Annotated in this window: 14 protein-coding genes; 10 read left to right on the forward strand and 4 right to left on the reverse strand. The window is 61.4% G+C overall.

Annotated elements, in window-relative coordinates:
- The first annotated feature begins 42 nt into the window (after positions 1-42).
- The 10 genes from JBO08_RS08190 (at position 43) to JBO08_RS08235 (ending at position 14,617) form a co-directional block, all read left to right on the forward strand.
- A complete protein-coding gene (locus JBO08_RS08190; protein WP_065880687.1) occupies positions 43-1,902 on the forward strand; it encodes an extracellular solute-binding protein in 1,860 nt (619 codons plus the stop codon).
- Positions 1,902-2,963 (forward strand): microcin C ABC transporter permease YejB, encoded by a 1,062-nt coding sequence (locus JBO08_RS08195; RefSeq protein ID WP_065880686.1) that lies wholly within the window; start codon positions 1,902-1,904, stop codon positions 2,961-2,963. Before JBO08_RS08190 ends, JBO08_RS08195 begins: the two co-directional genes overlap by 1 nt.
- Positions 2,963-3,985 (forward strand): ABC transporter permease, encoded by a 1,023-nt coding sequence (locus JBO08_RS08200; protein WP_049712947.1) that lies wholly within the window; start codon positions 2,963-2,965, stop codon positions 3,983-3,985. Before JBO08_RS08195 ends, JBO08_RS08200 begins: the two co-directional genes overlap by 1 nt.
- A 10-nt stretch (positions 3,986-3,995) precedes the next feature.
- The gene (locus tag JBO08_RS08205; protein WP_065872022.1) at positions 3,996-5,567 is read left to right on the forward strand and encodes an ABC transporter ATP-binding protein; all 1,572 of its coding nucleotides are present in this window, start codon (positions 3,996-3,998) and stop codon (positions 5,565-5,567) included.
- A gap of 101 nt (positions 5,568-5,668) precedes the next feature.
- Entirely contained in the window at positions 5,669-7,078 is a 1,410-nt protein-coding gene (locus JBO08_RS08210) for a sigma-54-dependent Fis family transcriptional regulator (protein ID WP_049713545.1), read from the forward strand.
- Between the two features lie 286 nt (positions 7,079-7,364).
- Positions 7,365-8,756, forward strand: a complete 1,392-nt coding sequence (locus tag JBO08_RS08215) for a GntP family permease (protein WP_065880685.1) — start codon at positions 7,365-7,367, stop codon at positions 8,754-8,756.
- A 7-nt stretch (positions 8,757-8,763) separates the two neighbouring features.
- Positions 8,764-9,537, forward strand: coding sequence for a 3-hydroxybutyrate dehydrogenase (locus tag JBO08_RS08220; protein ID WP_065872024.1), 774 nt, complete (start codon positions 8,764-8,766; stop codon positions 9,535-9,537).
- 168 nt (positions 9,538-9,705) lie between these two features.
- Entirely contained in the window at positions 9,706-11,664 is a 1,959-nt protein-coding gene (locus tag JBO08_RS08225; protein ID WP_220074204.1) for an acetoacetate--CoA ligase, read from the forward strand.
- A gap of 138 nt (positions 11,665-11,802) precedes the next feature.
- Positions 11,803-14,298 carry a PAS domain-containing protein gene (locus JBO08_RS08230; RefSeq protein WP_065945414.1) on the forward strand — a complete coding sequence of 832 codons (2,496 nt, stop codon included), beginning with the start codon at positions 11,803-11,805 and terminating at the stop codon, positions 14,296-14,298.
- Positions 14,299-14,341: 43 nt separating this feature from the next.
- Entirely contained in the window at positions 14,342-14,617 is a 276-nt protein-coding gene (locus JBO08_RS08235) for a peptidylprolyl isomerase (RefSeq protein WP_003174397.1), read from the forward strand.
- 120 nt (positions 14,618-14,737) lie between these two features.
- On the opposite strand, the gene JBO08_RS08240 is transcribed toward JBO08_RS08235, so the two are convergent.
- The 4 genes from JBO08_RS08240 to JBO08_RS08255 all read right to left on the reverse strand — a co-directional run bounded on the left by JBO08_RS08240 (position 14,738) and on the right by JBO08_RS08255 (position 18,301).
- On the reverse strand, positions 14,738-15,643 hold the full coding sequence (locus JBO08_RS08240) for a sugar kinase (protein ID WP_065890851.1): 906 nt from the start codon (positions 15,641-15,643) through the stop codon (positions 14,738-14,740).
- 116 nt (positions 15,644-15,759) lie between these two features.
- Positions 15,760-16,968 (reverse strand): amino acid deaminase, encoded by a 1,209-nt coding sequence (locus JBO08_RS08245; protein ID WP_220074203.1) that lies wholly within the window; start codon positions 16,966-16,968, stop codon positions 15,760-15,762.
- Positions 16,969-16,978: 10 nt separating this feature from the next.
- Positions 16,979-17,743, reverse strand: a complete 765-nt coding sequence (locus tag JBO08_RS08250) for an IclR family transcriptional regulator (protein WP_065880681.1) — start codon at positions 17,741-17,743, stop codon at positions 16,979-16,981.
- Between the two features lie 168 nt (positions 17,744-17,911).
- The gene (locus JBO08_RS08255) at positions 17,912-18,301 is read right to left on the reverse strand and encodes a RidA family protein (RefSeq protein ID WP_010210958.1); all 390 of its coding nucleotides are present in this window, start codon (positions 18,299-18,301) and stop codon (positions 17,912-17,914) included.
- Between the last annotated feature and the right edge of the window lie 8 nt (positions 18,302-18,309).

The following is an 18,309-nucleotide window of genomic DNA, read 5'->3' on the forward strand; positions in this document are numbered from 1 at the left end:
TACAAATCCCTTTTCTACTTCACACGGCGTTCAAGGCTGACAATGCGATTGGCTTTTTCCTACCTGTTTAGCTCGACCCTGGCCCTGTTGCTGGCCAGCACCGCCGTGATTGCGGCGCCCCAACCTTACCTTACGGTATACGGCGAACCGGCCAAGTACCCCGCCGGCTTTAGCCATTTCGACTATGCCAACCCGAATGCCCCCAAGGGCGGCACCCTGCGCCGCTCGGCGATCGAAATCGGGCGCTTCGACCATGTGTTGCCGTATATCGACAAAGGCATCGGCGTTTCCCAGGTCGATGGCTGGCTGTACGCGCCCCTGGCCCAGCGCTCCCTGGATGAGCCCTACACGGTCTACGGCCTGGTCGCCGAAAAAATGGAGCGCGCCGAGGACGGCCTGTCGCTGCGTTTTTTCCTCAACCCCAAGGCACGCTTTGCCGACGGCAAGCCAATCACCGCCGAAGACGTGCGCTACAGCTTCGACCTGTTGATGACCCAGGGCAGCCTGCGTTTTCGCACGCTGTTCGCCGACGTCAAGCACGTCGAAGTCGAGGGCGAGCGCCAGGTGCGTTTTGACTTCTCCAGCAATGAAAACCGCACCCTGCCCCTGGACATTGCCACCCTGCCCGTCTTCCCGGAGCACTGGTGGAAAACCCGTGATTTCGCCAATGGCGGCGGTTACGAGGCCCCGCTGGGCAGCGGTCCGTACAAAATCAGCAAGATCGACTCCGGCAGCACCATCACCTTTACCCGCGACCCGAATTGGTGGGGCAAGGACTTGCCTGTCAGCCGTGGCCTGTACAACTTCGATCACCTGAGCCTGGAGTATTTCGGTGACACCGAAGTGGCCCGCCAGGTCTTGCGCGGTGGCGCCTACGATTTCAACCGCGAGTTTTCCGCCACCGGCTATTCCATCGGCTACAACGGCCCGGCCCTCGACGATGGCCGCTTGCAACGCGCGCATTTGGCCAAGGAGATGCCGCAAGCGGCCCAGGGTTATGTATTCAACGTGCAAAAGCCGATGTTCAAGGACCGCCGCGTGCGCCAGGCGCTGGCGATGCTGTGGGACTTCGAATGGGCCAACCGGCAGATGATGCGCAACATGTACATCCGCCAGCAGAGTTTCTTCTCCAATAGCCCGCTGGCGGCCAGCCAGTTACCCAGCAAAGAAGAGCTGGCGATTCTCGAGCCCTTGCGCGGCCAGGTCCCCGACGAGGTCTTCACCGAGGTGTTCAAGGCACCGGTGACCGATGGCAGCGGCATGATCCGCGACAAGCAGTTGCAAGCCCTGGCCTTGCTGGAAGAAGCCGGCTGGAAACCTGAAGGCGATAAACTGGTGAACGCCGAGGGCGAGCCGCTGGAGTTCACCTTCCTCAATACGCAGAACGGCCTCGAGCGTCTGCTGCTGCCGTACAAACGCAACCTGGCCCAGATCGGCATCACCTTGAATATCCGCCGTATCGACTCCTCGCAGTATGTAAACCGAATCATGACGCGAGATTACGACATGATCGTAATCGGCTTCCCGGTTACCACGTCGCCAGGCATGGAGCTGTACAACTACTTCGGCTCGGCGGCGGCCTATGACCCCGGCGCCAATAACTACATGGTGCTCAAGGACCCGGCCGTCGACACCTTGATCAAGGGCCTGGTCAAGGCCGACACCCAGGCGCAGATGCTCACCTACGCCCACGCGCTGGACCGGGTACTGCAATGGAATTACCTGTGGATCCCCAACTACTACCCACCGGGCACTTCGGCCGCGTGGTGGAACCGCTTCGGTCGCCCGGCCATCGAGGCGAAGAACGACGAAGCCCTGGAAACCTGGTGGGAAATCAGCCCCACGCCACTGACGAATGAACAAATGACAGCCGAGTTGAAAAAACGCGGAGGTGCGCGCTGATGTTTGCCTATATCGTGCGGCGCTTGTTGCTGATCATCCCGACGCTGGTGATCATCCTGCTGGTGAATTTCGTGATCGTACAGGCCGCCCCCGGCGGTCCGGTTGAGCAAGCCATCGCCAACCTGCAAGGCATCGGCGGCGGTAGCGTCGGCGGGTCATCCGGCGAAGGCATCAGCAGCGGTTCCCGCGCCAGTCGTGGCCTGGACCCTAAGTTGATCAAGGACATCGAAAAACAATACGGTTTCGACAAGCCCGCGCCGGAACGCCTGTGGCTGATGCTCAAGAGCTATGCCCAGTTGGATTTTGGTAACAGCTTCTTTCGCGGCAAGACGGTGATCGACCTGATCCTGGAAAAAATGCCCGTGACCATTTCCCTTGGTTTATGGGCGACGCTGATCACCTACCTCGTGTCGATCCCCCTGGGAATTCGCAAGGCCGTGCGCCATGGCAGCAGCTTCGATGTGTGGAGCAGCACCGCGATCGTCATCGGCTATGCCATGCCAGCGTTCTTGTTTGCGATGTTCCTGATCGTGGTTTTTGCCGGCGGCACCTCGCTGAACTGGTTCCCGGTGCGCGGGCTGGTCTCGGAAAACTTCGAAGCACTGAGCACCGTGGGCAAGATCGCCGACTATTTCTGGCACCTGGTATTGCCGGTAACGTCGTTGGTGATTGGCGGTTTCGCCACGCTGACGATCCTCACCAAAAACTCGTTCCTCAATGAAATCACGCGTCAGTACGTGGTTACCGCACGCGCCAAAGGTTTGAGCGAAAGACGCGTGCTGTACGGTCATGTATTCCGCAACGCCATGTTGCTGGTGATCTCGGGCATTCCCCAGGCGTTTATCAGTGTGTTCTTCGCCGGTTCCTTGCTGATCGAAGTGATCTTCTCCCTCGACGGCCTGGGCCGCATGAGCTACGAAGCCGCCGTATCGCGGGACTATCCGGTGGTATTCGGCTCGTTGTTTATCTTCACGTTGTTCGGCCTCTTGATAAAACTGATCGGTGACCTCTGCTACACCTTGGTGGACCCGCGTATCGACTTCGCCGCGAGGAACGCCTGATGCTTAATTTGTCTCCCGTTGCCCGTCGGCGTTTCGAGCGGTTCAAGAAGAACCGTCGCGGCTGGTGGTCGCTGTGGCTGTTTATCGGCCTGTTTATCCTGACCCTCGGCGGCGAGTTGATCGCCAATGACAAGCCTTTGGTGCTGAGCTTCAAGAACGAGCTGTATTTCCCGGTATTCAAGCGTTACACCGAGCAGCAATTCGGCGGCCAGCTGCCGTTCCAGGCCGACTATCGCAGCGATTACGTGCAAAAGCTGATCAAACAAGACGGCGGCTGGATGCTGTTCCCGCCGATCCCGTTCAGCGATGACACGCCCAACTACGAACTGACCCGCCCTGCCCCCAGCCCACCTTCAACGGTGAACTGGCTGGGCACCGATGACCAGTCGCGGGATGTGTTGGCGCGGGTGATCTTTGGCGCACGGGTGTCGATCCTGTTTGCCTTGGCGCTCACGGCGATCAGCGCCGCCATCGGCATTGCCGCGGGTGCCTTGCAGGGCTACTACGGTGGCTGGGTGGATTTGATTGGCCAGCGCGTTCTGGAGGTGTGGTCGGGGCTGCCGGTGCTGTACCTGCTGATCATCCTGTCCGGCTTTGTCGAGCCGAATTTCTGGTGGCTGCTGGGGATCATGGCGCTGTTTTCCTGGCTGGCCCTGGTGGATGTGGTGCGCGCCGAGTTCCTGCGCGGGCGCAACCTGGAATACGTCAAGGCCGCCCGAGCGTTGGGGTTGGGTGACGGCAAGATCATTCGCCGGCATATCCTGCCCAACGCGATGACCGCGACGTTGAGCTACCTGCCGTTTATCTTGACGGGGGCGATTTCGACCTTGAGCGCCCTGGACTTCCTGGGCTTTGGCATGCCGGCAGGCAGCGCCTCGCTGGGCGAACTGATCGCCCAGGGTAAACAGAACCTGCAAGCGCCGTGGCTGGGCCTGACGGCGTTTTTCACCTTGGCGCTGATCCTGTCGCTGCTGGTATTTATCGGCGAGGCATTGCGTGATGCCTTCGACCCCCGTTCATGAGTGCTCCCGTATGAACTTGATCGAAATCCGCGACCTCAGCGTCGCGTTCACTGGCCAGACCGTGGTGCGCAACCTGAGCCTGGATGTGCGCCCCGGCGAATGCCTGGCGCTGGTCGGCGAGTCGGGCTCGGGCAAGTCGGTGACGGCCCATTCGATCCTGCAATTGCTGCCCGAAGCCGGTACGCAAACCACAGGTTCGGTGAAGTATCGAGGCCAGGAATTGATCGGTGCCTCAGCGGCTACCCTGCAAAAGCTGCGCGGCAACCGCATTGCGATGATCTTCCAGGAGCCGATGACCTCCCTCAATCCACTGCACAGCATCGAAAAGCAGATCGGCGAAACCCTGCTGCTGCACAAGGGCCTGGGCGGCAAGGCGGCGCAGGCGCGCATCCTCGAATTGCTGGAGCTGGTGGGTATCCAGAAACCCCAGGAGCGGCTTAAGGCCTACCCGCACCAGCTCTCCGGTGGCCAACGCCAGCGGGTGATGATCGCCATGGCCCTGGCCTGCGAGCCGGAGTTGCTGATCGCCGACGAACCCACCACCGCCCTGGACGTGACCGTGCAGCGCAAGATCCTGCTGCTGCTCAAGTCCTTACAGCAACGCCTGGGCATGTCGCTGCTGCTGATCAGCCATGACCTCAACCTGGTGCGCAGCATTGCCCAACGCGTGTGCGTAATGCGCGCCGGGGAGATTGTCGAACAGGCCGACTGCCAGACCCTGTTCAATTCGCCTCAGCACCCTTACAGCCGCCTGCTGCTGGATGCTGAACCGGCCGGTGATGCGCTGTGCAGCGATGAGCGCGAGACGGTGTTGCAGGTCGACGACCTGAGCGTGCAATTCCCGCTGAGCAGCGGCCTGTTTCGGCGCAAAACCTATCTGCGTGCGGTGGATGGCATCAGCCTCAGCGTGCAGCGCGGCAAGACCCTGGGGATCGTCGGCGAGTCTGGCTCGGGTAAATCCACCTTGGGCCAGGCGATCCTGCGTTTGCTCGACTCCAGCGGCAGCATCCGCTTCCAGGGTGCAGCCCTCGACCCGCTGAATAACCAGCAAATGCGCCCATGGCGCAAGCAGATGCAGGTGGTGTTCCAGGACCCTTACGGCAGCCTCAGCCCGCGCATGACCGTGGAGCAGATCATCAGCGAAGGCCTGGAAGTGCACGCACCGTGCAGCCTGGCCGATCGCGATGCACAGGTGGTTCAGGTGCTCAAGGACGTGGGCCTTGACCCTGCCAGCCGGCACCGTTATCCGCATGAGTTTTCTGGCGGTCAGCGCCAACGTATCGCCATCGCCCGCGCCCTGGTGCTCAAGCCGGCGCTGATGCTGCTGGACGAACCCACCTCGGCCCTCGATCGTACGGTGCAGAAACAAGTGGTGGCACTGCTGCGTGAACTGCAAGAGAAATACGGCCTGACTTACCTGTTTATCAGCCATGACCTGGCGGTGGTGCGCGCCATGGCCCACGACATGATCGTGATCAAGGACGGCAAGGTGGTGGAGGCCGGCGCGAGCCACCAGGTGTTTGATTCGCCGCAGCATGCCTATACCAAAGAGCTTTTAGCCGCGGCGCACATTCCCCTGTAGGCGCTGGCTGCCTGCGATAGCGATCTGAAGGGCGCCATCGCAGGCAAGCCAGCTCCCACAGGACCGCGATCCTATCTATATTTTGTGTGGGTGGCATGAGCATGAACATCACCGATAACCTCAAGGATTACCAACAGGTTCGCGGCCTGGCCATCCAGTCGCTGTTCGAGATTATCGAGCAGTCCAGCGAGGGCACGGTGATTGTCGACCGCGACGCCAATATTGTCTGGATGAACGAGCGTTACGCCAAGCGTTTCGGCCTGAAAAGCGCCGATGAAGCCATCGGCCAGCCCTGCGAACAGGTGATTTCCAACAGCCTGCTGCGCCAGGTGGTGCGCAATGATCAGCCGATCCTGCTGGATATCCAGGACACGCCCAAAGGCCCGCTGGTGGTGATGCGCCTGCCGATCCACAACGACGCAGGCGCGGTGATCGGGGCGATTGGTTTTGCCTTGTTTGATGAGCTGCGCAACCTGTCGCCATTGATCGAACGTTACCTGAGCATGCAACAGGAGCTGGCCTCCACCCGCTCATTGCTGCGTTCGCGCCAGAGTAAATACAACTTCGCGCACTTCATCGGCACCAGCGCCGCCAGCCTTGAAGTGAAACGCCGGGCGCGGCGCAGTGCGAGTGCCGAATCGCCGGTATTGTTACTGGGGGAAACCGGCACGGGTAAGGAGTTGCTCGCCCAGGCGATTCACGGCGCCTCCACGCGGGCGCACAAGGCCTTTGTCAGCGTCAACAGCGCGGCGATTCCCGCAGACCTGCTGGAAGCCGAGTTCTTCGGCACCGCACCGGGCGCGTTTACCGGTGCTGACCGCAAGGGCCGTCCCGGTAAATTCCAGATCGCCCAAGGCGGCACGCTGTTCCTCGACGAGATCGGGGACATGCCCCTGCCGCTGCAAAGCAAATTGCTGCGGGTATTGCAGGAAAAAGAATTTGAGCCAGTAGGCTCCAACGAGATGCTGCACAGCGATGTGCGGGTAATAGCCGCCACGTCGATGGACCTGGAAGCGGCAATCAAGCGCGGTGAGTTTCGTGCGGACCTGTATTACCGGCTGAATGTGCTCCCAATCCAGGTGCCGCCGTTGCGCGAGCGGCTGGAGGATATCCCGGCGTTGAGTGAGGCGATCCTTGAGGAACTGCGCAGCCAGCATGAACTGGATCATGAAGCGTTGGCCTTGTTGGCGCAGCATGCGTGGCCGGGGAATATCCGTGAGCTGCGTAACGTGCTGGAGCGGGCGGCGTTGTTGAGTGATGACTTGGTGTTGGATGCCCGGGAAATTCGTGCGGCGATTGGTACGTTCACCCCGGTGCAGCGTGGCAGTGCGGTGGTGCCGGTCGAGGGGGAGAGTTTCAGTGTGGCGCGGGAGCGATTTGATCGGCAGGTAATCGGGGCGGCGTTGGAGGCGTGTGAGGGGAATGTGGTGGAGGCGGCGAAGCGGCTGGGGCTTGGGCGGTCGACGTTGTATAAGAAAATGGTGGCGCTGGGGATCAGCGAGTCTCAATAAAGAGACACCGATCTACATATAAAGACATTACACTGTGGGAGCGGGCTTGCTCGCGAATGCGGTGTACCAGTAAAGAATCCTTTGACTGACACACCGCATTCGCGAGCAAGCCCGCTCCCACATTGGATCTTCATCTGTCTCAAAATAGAGACTCAGTTCAAGATCGCCATCAAAAAAACATGAATTATCTATATATTTCAATCAGTTAAAATCTTGGCACACATCTCGCTATAGCCCTCCTCCAAAGCCTCACCCCACAAAAATAACAATCCGATGGAGACACACCATGAGTGTGATCATTGCCCTGGCAGCCCTGGCGCTGCTGATGCTGGCTGCCTACCGTGGCTATAGCGTTATCCTGTTCGCCCCCATCGCCGCGCTCGGCGCTGTCCTGCTCACCGACCCGTCCGCCGTCGCCCCTGCCTTTACCGGGGTGTTCATGGAGAAAATGGTCGGCTTTATCAAACTGTATTTCCCGGTGTTCCTGCTCGGTGCGGTGTTTGGCAAGCTGATCGAGTTGTCGGGCTTCTCGCGCTCTATTGTCGCCGCCGCGATCCGTTTGCTCGGCACGCGCCAGGCGATGCTGGTGATCGTATTGGTCTGCGCCCTGCTCACCTATGGCGGCGTGTCGCTGTTCGTGGTGGTGTTTGCGGTGTACCCGTTTGCGGCGGAGATGTTTCGCCAGAGCAATATTCCCAAGCGGCTGATCCCGGCAACCATCGCCCTCGGTGCGTTTTCGTTCACCATGGACGCCCTGCCCGGCACGCCGCAGATCCAGAACATCATCCCCAGTACTTTCTTCAACACCACCGCCTGGGCCGCGCCGTGGCTGGGGTTGATCGGCACAATCTTCGTGTTCTGCGCCGGCATGCTCTACCTGGCGCGTCAGCGCAACAAAGCCCAGCGCGCGGGCGAAGGCTATGGCACCGAGCTGCGCAACGAGCCCGAAACCGCTGAAAACCTGACCCTGCCCAACCCATGGATCGCGCTGTCGCCGCTGATTCTGGTGGGGGTGATGAACCTGTTGTTCACCCACTGGATCCCGCAGTGGTACGGCAAGACCCACAGCCTCAGCCTGCCGGGCATGAGCGCGCCGGTGACCACCGACATCGCCAAGCTGACCGCAATCTGGGCGGTGCAGGCGGCGTTGCTGGTGGGCATCATCATGGTGCTAGTGTTTGGCTGGAAGGCGATCAAAAGCAAGCTCGCCGAAGGCAGTAAAAGTGCGGTCAGCGGTGCGCTGCTGGCGGCGATGAACACCGCCTCGGAATACGGTTTTGGCGCAGTGATTGCCTCGTTGCCAGGCTTTTTGGTACTGGCAGACTGGCTCAAAGGCATTCCCAACCCGCTGGTCAACGAAGCAATTACCGTGACCCTGCTGGCCGGTATCACCGGCTCCGCGTCGGGCGGCATGAGCATTGCCTTGGCGGCAATGTCCGAGAGCTTTATTTCGGCGGCCCATGCGGCCAATATCCCCCTTGAAGTGCTGCACCGGGTGGCTGCCATGGCCAGCGGCGGCATGGACACCCTGCCCCACAACGGCGCGGTGATCACGCTGTTGGCGGTGACTGGCCTGACCCACCGCGAAGCCTACAAGGACATTTTCGGCATCACGATCATCAAGACCCTCGCGGTGTTCGTGGTGATCGGTACTTTCTACGCCACCGGCATTGTGTGAGGTTTTCATGACGACATTGAACGGCAAGACCGCCCTGGTCACCGGCTCCACCAGCGGCATCGGTCTGGGTATCGCGTTGAGCCTGGCAAAGGCCGGGGCCAATTTGATCCTCAACGGCTTTGGCGACGCCAGCGCGGTGATCGCGCAAGTGCAAGCGTTTGGCGGCAAGGTCGGCCATCACCCGGCGGACGTCAGCGACCCGGCGCAGATCGCCGACATGATCGCCTACGCCGAGCGTGAATTCGGCGGCGTGGATATCCTAGTGAATAACGCCGGCATCCAGCACGTCGCGGCGGTGGAAGACTTCCCGGCTGAGCGCTGGGACTCGATCATCGCGATCAACCTGTCCTCGGTGTTCCACAGCACGCGCTTGAGCTTGCCAGGCATGAAAGCCAAGGGCTGGGGGCGCATTGTCAATATCGCGTCGGTGCATGGGCAAGTCGGTTCAGTGGGCAAAGCGGCGTATGTGGCGGCCAAGCATGGCGTGATCGGGCTGACCAAAGTGGTCGGCCTGGAGACCGCGACCAGTAACGTCACGTGCAACGCCATCTGCCCAGGCTGGGTGCTGACGCCGCTGGTGCAGAAGCAGATTGATGATCGCGCCACCAATGGCATCGACCCGCAGCAGGCGCAGCATGATTTGTTGGCGGAGAAGCAGCCGTCACTGGAGTTTGTCACGCCGCCGCAGCTGGGTGAGTTGGTGCTGTTTTTGTGCAGCGAGGCGGGTAGCCAGGTGCGCGGTGCGGCGTGGAATATCGACGGCGGTTGGCTGGCACAGTAGACCCCCATCGTGCACACACAGGAGATCTAAATGTGGGAGCGGGCTTGCTCGCGAATGCGGTGGGTCAGTAACAAATTTCTGGCTGACACACCGCATTCGCGAGCAAGCCCGCTCCCACATTGGGTCGATTTTGTTGGATAGATTTGTAGAAGAATAAGAGACTTGCGTATGTCCGACATCCTCTGGCAACCCTCCCCGGCACGCATCGCCAAGACGCGCATGGACCAGTTCCGCCGCTACATCAACGAACGCTACAGCGTGGAGCTCAGCGACTACCCGGCGTTGCACCAGTGGAGCATCGACCAGCGCCCGGATTTCTGGAGGGCGATCGTGGCGTTCTTCGACGTGCAATTTCGCAGCCCGCCCACGGCGGTGCTGATCGAAGACACCGAGATGCCCAGCGCCCACTGGTTTCCCGGCGCCACCCTGAATTTTTCCGAGCACCTGCTGCGCCGCCGCGACGATCACCCGGCGGTGGTCGCCATCAGCGAAGATGGCCAGCGCGAGCAATTGACCTACGCCGAACTGGCCGCCCACGTGGCCGGCCTGCAAAAAAGCCTGCGCGCTGCCGGCGTCACCCAGGGCGACCGGGTTGCCGCGTGCATGCCCAACACTTGGCAAACCCTGGTGGGCATGCTCGCGACCACCAGCCTGGGCGCGATCTGGTCGTGCTCATCGCCCGACTTTGGCACCCAGGGCGTCATCGACCGTTTCGGCCAGATCGAACCCAAAGTGCTGATCACCTGCGCCGGTTACCGCTATGCCGGTAAGGACATCGACCAGACCGCCAAGCTCAATGAAATCCTCGAGCGCCTGCCGTCCCTGGAACAGTTGATCATCGTGCCTTATGCACGGCCCCAGGCGCGAGTCGAGGACTACCGCACCCACGCCAGCATCACCCTGTGGCAGGACTTCTACCAAGCCGGTGGCGAGCCGGAATTCGTCGCCGTGCCGTTCGATCATCCGCTGTACATCCTCTATTCCAGCGGCACCACCGGCATCCCTAAATGCATCATCCATGGGACCGGCGGCGTGCTGCTCACCCACCTCAAGGAACACGGCCTGCACGCCGACCTGTCGCGCGAGGACTGCCTGTTCTACTACACCACCTGCGGCTGGATGATGTGGAACTGGCTGGTGTCGGTGCTGGCCATCGGCGCTACGGCGGTGCTGTATGACGGTTCGCCTTTTCATCCAGGCCCCGAGCGGCTGATCGACCTGATCGACGCGGAAAAGATCAGCGTGTTCGGCACCAGCCCCAAGTTTCTCGCCACGCTGGAAAAGTCCGGCCTGCAACCGCGCCTGACCCACGACCTGGGCAGCCTCAAAGGCCTGATTTCAACGGGTTCACCGTTGTCGCCGCAGAGCTACGACTACGTGTATCGCGAGATCAAGGGCGAGTTGTGCCTGTCCTCCATGTCCGGCGGCACCGATATCGTCTCCTGCTTTGTGATCGGCAACCCAGTGTTGCCGGTGCGGCGCGGCGAAATGCAGTGCAAGAGCCTGGCAATGGCCATTGAGGTGTGGAATGACCAGGGCCAGCCACTGATCGGCGAAAAAGGCGAACTGGTGTGCACCCGGCATTTCCCGGCCATGCCGATCGGCCTGTGGAACGACCCGGAGCGCCAGAAACTGCGCGCCTCGTATTTCAGCCAGTTCCCCGGCGTATGGGCCCAGGGTGACTACGCCGAACAGCGGCCCAATGGCAGCCTGCTGATTCACGGGCGTTCCGACGCCGTGCTCAACCCGGGCGGCGTACGCATCGGCACGGCAGAGATTTACCGCCAGGTGGAAAAAGTCCCACAGGTGCTGGAAAGCCTGGCGATTGGTCAACGCTGGCAGGACGACGTTCGTGTGGTGCTGTTCGTGCGCCTCAACGACGGTGTCGAACTGAACGCAGCCCTGGAGCAACACATTCGCCAGGTCATCCGCGCCAACACCACACCCCGCCATGTACCGGCGAAGATCCTCGCTGTCACCGATATCCCCCGCACCATCAGCGGAAAGATCGTCGAATTGGCGGTGCGCAATGTGGTGCACGGCGAGCCCGTGAAGAATACCGACGCCCTGGCGAACCCGCAGGCGCTGGAGCAGTTTCGCGATCGCCCTGAACTGGCTGAAGGATGAAAGGTTTCAGCCTTGGCGCACGGTTTTGAAGACAAACCCCGAATGCATGCTATTTTTCGGGGGTAGTCACTCATTCCCAAGTCACGGGATAATGGGTGTTGTCATCTTTCAAAGCGTTACGCTCAGGGCTTTTACATCATGAAGGGAACATCCACCGGTAGCGAAGCCGCCGCTTTAATTGCGCGGCTGGACTGGGCGCAAAGCCCCCTCGGTGAGGCCAATGATTGGCCACAAAGCCTGCGCACTGCCGTGGATATCGTCGTGCACTCGCCGATGCCGATGCTGCTGCTGTGGGGCAGCCAACTCACGCAACTCTATAACGACGGCTTCGCGCTGCTGGCGGGTAACAAACACCCCGAAGCCATGGGCAAGCCCGCGCACCAGACCTGGCCGGAGCTGGAAAGCTTTGCCGCGCCGGTCTACGACGCAGTGCTCAGCGGCGAGGTGCGCACGTTCAGCGAGCAGCGCTTCGTGCTGCAACGCAATAATCGCGACACCGAGATCTGGCTGGACCTGACCTACAGCCCGGTCCGCGATGAAAGCGCCAAGGTGGCTGGCATCCTGGTCACCGCCATCGAAACCAACGAACGCCGCCGGGCCCAGCACAACACTGAACAACGCCTGCAACTCGCCTTGGCGGCCACTGACGCCGTAGGCACCTGGGACTGGGATATCGGCGAAGACCGCTTTATTGCCGACGCGCATTTCGCCTACCTGCACGGCGTCGCCCCCAGCGATGCAGGCCTGCTGCCGATCAGCGACTATTTGCAAGGCGTGCACCCTGAAGACCGCGGCACGGTGACGCGCAGCATCAAGCATTGCATCACCTTCGGCACCGAATACGCTGAGGAATACCGCCTGCTGCAGGCCGACGGCAACGTGCGCTGGGTGTTTGCCCGGGGCCGTTGCTACAAGGACCATCAAGGCCGCCCGGCGCGGTTCCTCGGCGCCGCATTGGACCTCACCGAACGCAAGCACACCGAGCAAGCCCTGCGCCAAAGCCAGACAGAGTTGCAGCTGATCATCAACGCCATGCCGGTGCTGATCGGCTATGTCGACCACGAACAGCGTTTCCGCCTGAACAACAGTGCGTACCTGGAGTGGTACGGCAGGACGCCCCAGGAACTGTACGGCAAGACCATCCGCGAAGTGCTCGGCGACGAGGTGTATGCCGGGCGGGCGGACAAGATTGCCGCCGCGCTCGAGGGCAAGGCCTGCAGTTTCATGACCGTCACGCCGCACCGCGACGGCCGGCCGCGGCATGCCTTGATGAAGTACCTGCCGCGCTTCAGCAATGACGGCTCGGTGAATGGTTTTTACATCTTTGTGATCGATGAGACCGAACGCAAACTCACCGAAGAAGCCCTGCGCCACCTCAACGAAAACCTCGAGGAACGCGTGGCCCAGCGCACCCAGGCGCTGGCCGAGGCCAACCAGCGCCTGCAAAACGAAATGTACGAGCGCGAGCGCGCCGAAGACGCCCTGCGCCATGCGCAGAAAATGGAAGCGGTCGGCCAACTCACCGGCGGTATCGCCCATGACTTCAACAACATGCTCACCGGCATCATCGGCAGCCTGGACCTGATGCAGCGCTATATCGCCGCCGGGCGCAGTGATGAGATCGGGCGTTTTACCGATGCCGCCGTGTCGTCCGCCCATCGTGCGGCCGCCCTCACCCACCGCTTGCTGGCGTTCTCACGCCGCCAGTCGCTGGATCGACGCCCGCTGAACCCAAACCAATTGGTGACGTCTCTGGAAGATTTGTTCCGGCGTACCAAGGGCGCGCATATCGCGCTCAAGGTGCAACTCGGCCACGACATCTGGCCGGTGAACACCGATGCCAGCCAGCTGGAAAACGCCTTGCTCAACCTGGTAATCAACGCCCGCGATGCCATGCCCGATGGCGGTGAAATCCTGATTGAAACCGCCAACAGTTACCTGGACGGCACCGACATCACCACCCTTGAACCGGTCAAGGCTGGCGACTACGTGATGCTGGGCGTGTGCGACAACGGCACGGGCATGGCGCCGAAGATCCTGGCCAAGGCGTTCGACCCATTCTTCACCACTAAACCCATCGGCCAGGGCACCGGCCTGGGGCTGTCGATGATCTACGGGTTCGCCCAGCAGTCCGGCGGCCACGTGACCATTCAAAGCGAACCGGGCCACGGCACGTGTGTGCGCCTGTACCTGCCGCGCCTGTACGGTACGTCGCTGGAAAGCAGCCAGCCGCCGCACCTAAGCGAAGCCCCGTTGGCGCTGGAGGGTGAGGCGGTGGTGGTGGTCGAGGACGACCCGGCGGTGCGCATGCTGGTGGTCAATGTGCTCGATGAGCTGGGCTACACCGCGCACCAGGCGGCGGACGCAAGGGCGGCACTGCCGCTGCTGGAGTCGGACCTGCGCGTGGATTTGCTGGTCACCGATGTCGGCCTGCCGGGCATGAACGGCCGGCAGTTGGCGGAAATTGCCCGTCAGCAGCGGCCCGGTCTCAAGGTCCTGTTCATGACCGGGTACGCCGAGAAAGCCGCTGAGCGCCAGGGCTTTCTGGAAGACGGCATGGACATGGTTGCCAAACCGTTTTCCATCGACCTGCTGGCCACGAAAATCCGCAGCATGATCAGCGTGGACGAATGAGTTCAGGCATAATCGCGCGCCGTCGCACACTTGGTAGAGATCAATGAAAGCCCAAGCCCGTCATATCCTGGTGAAAACCAGCGAAGAAGCCGAACAACTCAAGCAACGCATTGCCAAGGGCGAGGCGTTTGACGTGCTGGCCAAGAAGTACTCCACCTGCCCGTCTGGCAAGCGTGGTGGCGATCTGGGTGAAGTGCGGCCTGGGCAGATGGTCGGGGCGATTGATGCGGTGATTTTCAAGAAGCCCGTGAAGGTGGTTCACGGGCCGATCAAGAGTAAGTTTGGGTATCACTTGGTGCAGGTGTTTTACCGGGATTGAGGGGTTGGCTTTAGACCGCTTTCGCGAGCAAGCCCGCCCCCACATTCGACTGCATTCTTTCAGTTAAAACGCTGTCAACTGTGGGAGGGGGCTTGCTCCCGAACCGCCGCAGGCGGCCATTCACCTGGGAATCAAAGCCCCCGACACCTGGATAACCCGGCTCGCCAACCGATGCCCAGCCAAGGCAGCCTCCTCGGGTGACCCACCCTTGAGCCGACCAGCCAAATACGCCGCACTGAACGAATCCCCCGCCGCCGTCGTATCCACGACCTTCTCCACCTTCAGCGCCGGCACGGCAAAGCGCTCCCCGGCACAACGGATCAAACACGCATCCGCCCCGCGCTTGAGCACCACCTCAGCAATTCCCGGATACGCCGCGAACACCTGCTCACTGTCGGCATAACCAAACAGCGCGCGCTCGTCATCCTCGGTCAACAAGGCAATATCCACCTCGGCCAACACCAAGTGATACGCCGCCCGTGCCGCCTCGACACTGGCCCACAGGCGCGGTCGGTAGTTGTTGTCGAACACCACCTTGCCCCCGCGTCGACGGGTTTCGATCAGGGTTTGCAGCAAACGCTCACGGCCGAGTTCACCCAGTACCGCCAGGGTGATGCCGCTGAAATACACCACGTCGTAGTCCGGCAAGGCGGCCAGGATCGGCTCGGCCGCAGGCGTAGTGAAGCACTCGCGCACGGCGGCTTCGTTACGCCAATAGAGGAATTTACGCTCGCCATTGGCATCGGTCTGGATGCAATACAAACCTGGCAAACGCCCGGGCAGGCGCTGGACCCTGCCCAGGCCCAGGCCTTCTTGCGCCCACTGTTGGCACATGGCGTCACTGAAGCTGTCATCGCCCAGTGCGGTGACGTAGTCGACGTGAGCGGTGTCGCCCAGCTCGCGGCGCAGGTAGACCGCCGCGTTCAGGGTGTCGCCGCCGAAGCTTTGGTGCAGGCTGCCGTCGGCGCGGTGTTGCAGTTCGATCATGCATTCGCCGATGAGGGCGATGTGGGGTTCGGGGGGCATGGCGGGTTCTCGGGTGTTGTTCAGGGCCCCATCGCAGGCAAGCCAGCTCCCACATTTTGAATTGTAAATACCTTCAAATGTGGGAGCTGGCTTGCCTGCGATGGCCGCAACTCGGTCTAGAAGCAGGTATGCAAAGACTCAATCACCTGCAACTGCTCATCCACCAAACAGCCGACTTGCCACTTGTCAAAGGTCAGGCACGGGTGCGAAGTGCCGAACGAGATAATGTCGCCAATACGCAACTCCACCCCCGGCGCGACGGTCATGAATGCGTGCTGGTCCATCACCGCCGTGACCTTGCACGCCCCCACGTCATCACCTTCCGCCGGCAGGATACCGGCCTTGTAGCGCTTGAGCGGCACCGGCAAACCGGCGTCATAGGCGACGTCACGCTTGCCCAGGGCGATCACCGCAAAACCCGGCTCGGGCATCGATTGCACATGCGCCCAAACTTCCAGCGCCGGGCGCAGGCCTTCGCTGAGGTCGCTGCGACGGTCGAGCACGCAGCATTGCGCCTCTTTGTAGATGCCGTGGTCGTGGGCCACATAGCTGCCCGGGCGCAACACGCTGAGGAAGCGGCCGGCGGCGTTTTGCGCCTCGAACGACTCGGCGATCAAGTCGTACCAGGCCGACCCCGACGCGGTGACGATGGGCTTGGGCAGGTCGAAAGAGCCGTTGTTCTGCAGGTCCACCGCCAAGCGCACCAGGCTGGCGGCGAACTCACGGATGCCGCTGATGGCGTGCTCGCCATGGATCACGCCTTCATAGCCTTCGATACCGGTAAGGGCCAGGGCGGGCTGGGCCTTGATCGCCTTGGCCAGATCACGGACCTCCTGCTCACTGCGGCAACCGCAACGGCCACCGACCACGCCGTATTCGATCATTACGTTGAGGCGCAAACCACGAGCGGCGAAAAACAGGCCGAGGTCGGCGACGTTGTCCGGGTGGTCGACCATGCAGTGGAAGTCGAAATCCTTGTCGGCCAACAGGTCAGCGATCAACGCCATGTTTGGCGCGCCTACCAGTTGGTTGGCCATCAACACACGGCGCACGCCGCCAGCGTAGGCAGCACGGACCTGTACGGCGTTGGCCAGGGTGATGCCCCAAGCACCCGCTGCGATCTGGCGCTGGAACAGTGCCGGCATCATGCTGGTCTTGCCATGGGGCGCGAGTTCGGCGCCGCTCTTGCTGACAAACTCCTGCATCCAGCGGATGTTGTGTTCCAGGGCGTCACGGTGCAGCACCAAGGCTGGCAAGCTGACGTCGCGGACCAGGTGGGCACCGACGGCGGCGGCGCCCTTTTCAACGGCATTGATGGCAGACATGGGAAAACTCCTATTCGTTGATGCGCCGGGCCAGGTTGTTGGCGCTGTCGATCAACACCCGGCGATAGTCGTTGTAGTTTTTGACCGCATCGGCGCGCGGGGCGACGATGCACAGGGTCGCAATGCTGATGCCTTGGGCGTCGCGCACCGGGGCGGCAAAACAATGGGTAAAGGTGTCGGCCACACTGTCGAAGGAAAAGAAGCCATCGAGGGTGGCCTGACGGATTTGCGCCAGGAAGGTCTCCAGCGGCAAGCGCTGGCCATCCGGCAGGATGAAGTCGTCGGGATCGATCAGGTCGATGATCTGCTGGTCGCTCAAATGCCCCAGCAGCAGGCGTCCGGAGGCGGTCCAGGGGATCGGTGCGTTTTCGCCGATGTCCGAGGAAATCCGAAAATGCCGCTCACCTTCGCGCATCAGCGCCACCGTGTATTTGCGCCCGTTGAGCAGGCACATCTGCGCGGTTTCGTGGGTCTGGCTGACGATCTCCTGCAAGGCGTGGTCGGCCTCGCGGGTCAGGTCGAAATGGCGCAGGTGCGCCTGGCCAAGAAAGTACAGTTGGCGGCCGAGGTAGACGTGACCGTCCTTGCCCACCGTTTCGAGGATGCGTCGTTCGAGCAAGGACGCGACCAATTCGTAGACGGTGGATTTGGGGCTGCCGATGCCGCTGGCAATATCATTCGGGCGCAGGGGCTGGCCGATTTCCTTGAGGAAGTCGAGGATATCGAATGCACGGTCCAGGCCCTTGGCGCGGCGTTTGATGGTGTCTTCGGTCATGGCGGTTTCGGTCCGGTCAAAATGTTGCTATCAACACATATCCCCTGTGGGAGCGGGCTTGCTCGCGAATGCGGTGGATCAGTTATAGATGCATTTACTGACACACCGCTTTCGCGAGCAAGCTCGCTCCCACATTTGATCTCGGGTGGTCTCAAGAGTGGGGGGCATTTAGCCTTTTTTCTTGTAGGCCACGCAATCAATCTCGACCTTGCAATCGACCATCATGTTCGCCTGCACACAGGCACGTGCCGGGGCGTGTTCCGGGGTGAAGTATTCGCCGAATACCTTGTTGAAACTCCAGAAGTCCCGGGGGTCCTCCAGCCATACGCCGACGCGCACGACATCTTTGAGTTCGTAGCCGGCTTCTTCGAGGATCGCCACCACGTTGCGCATCGTCTGGCGGGTTTGCTCGATGATCCCGCCCGTGATGATTTCGCCGTCCACCGCAGGCACTTGGCCTGAGACGTACAGCCAACCGTCCGCTTCCACCGCGCGGGCGAAAGGACGTGGCTGGCCACCACCGGCTGTGCTGCCGGCACCGTAACGAGTGATACTCATAAAAATAG

The sequence above is a fragment of the Pseudomonas sp. LAP_36 genome (genome assembly GCF_019456785.1).
Classification (GTDB): domain Bacteria; phylum Pseudomonadota; class Gammaproteobacteria; order Pseudomonadales; family Pseudomonadaceae; genus Aquipseudomonas; species Aquipseudomonas tritici.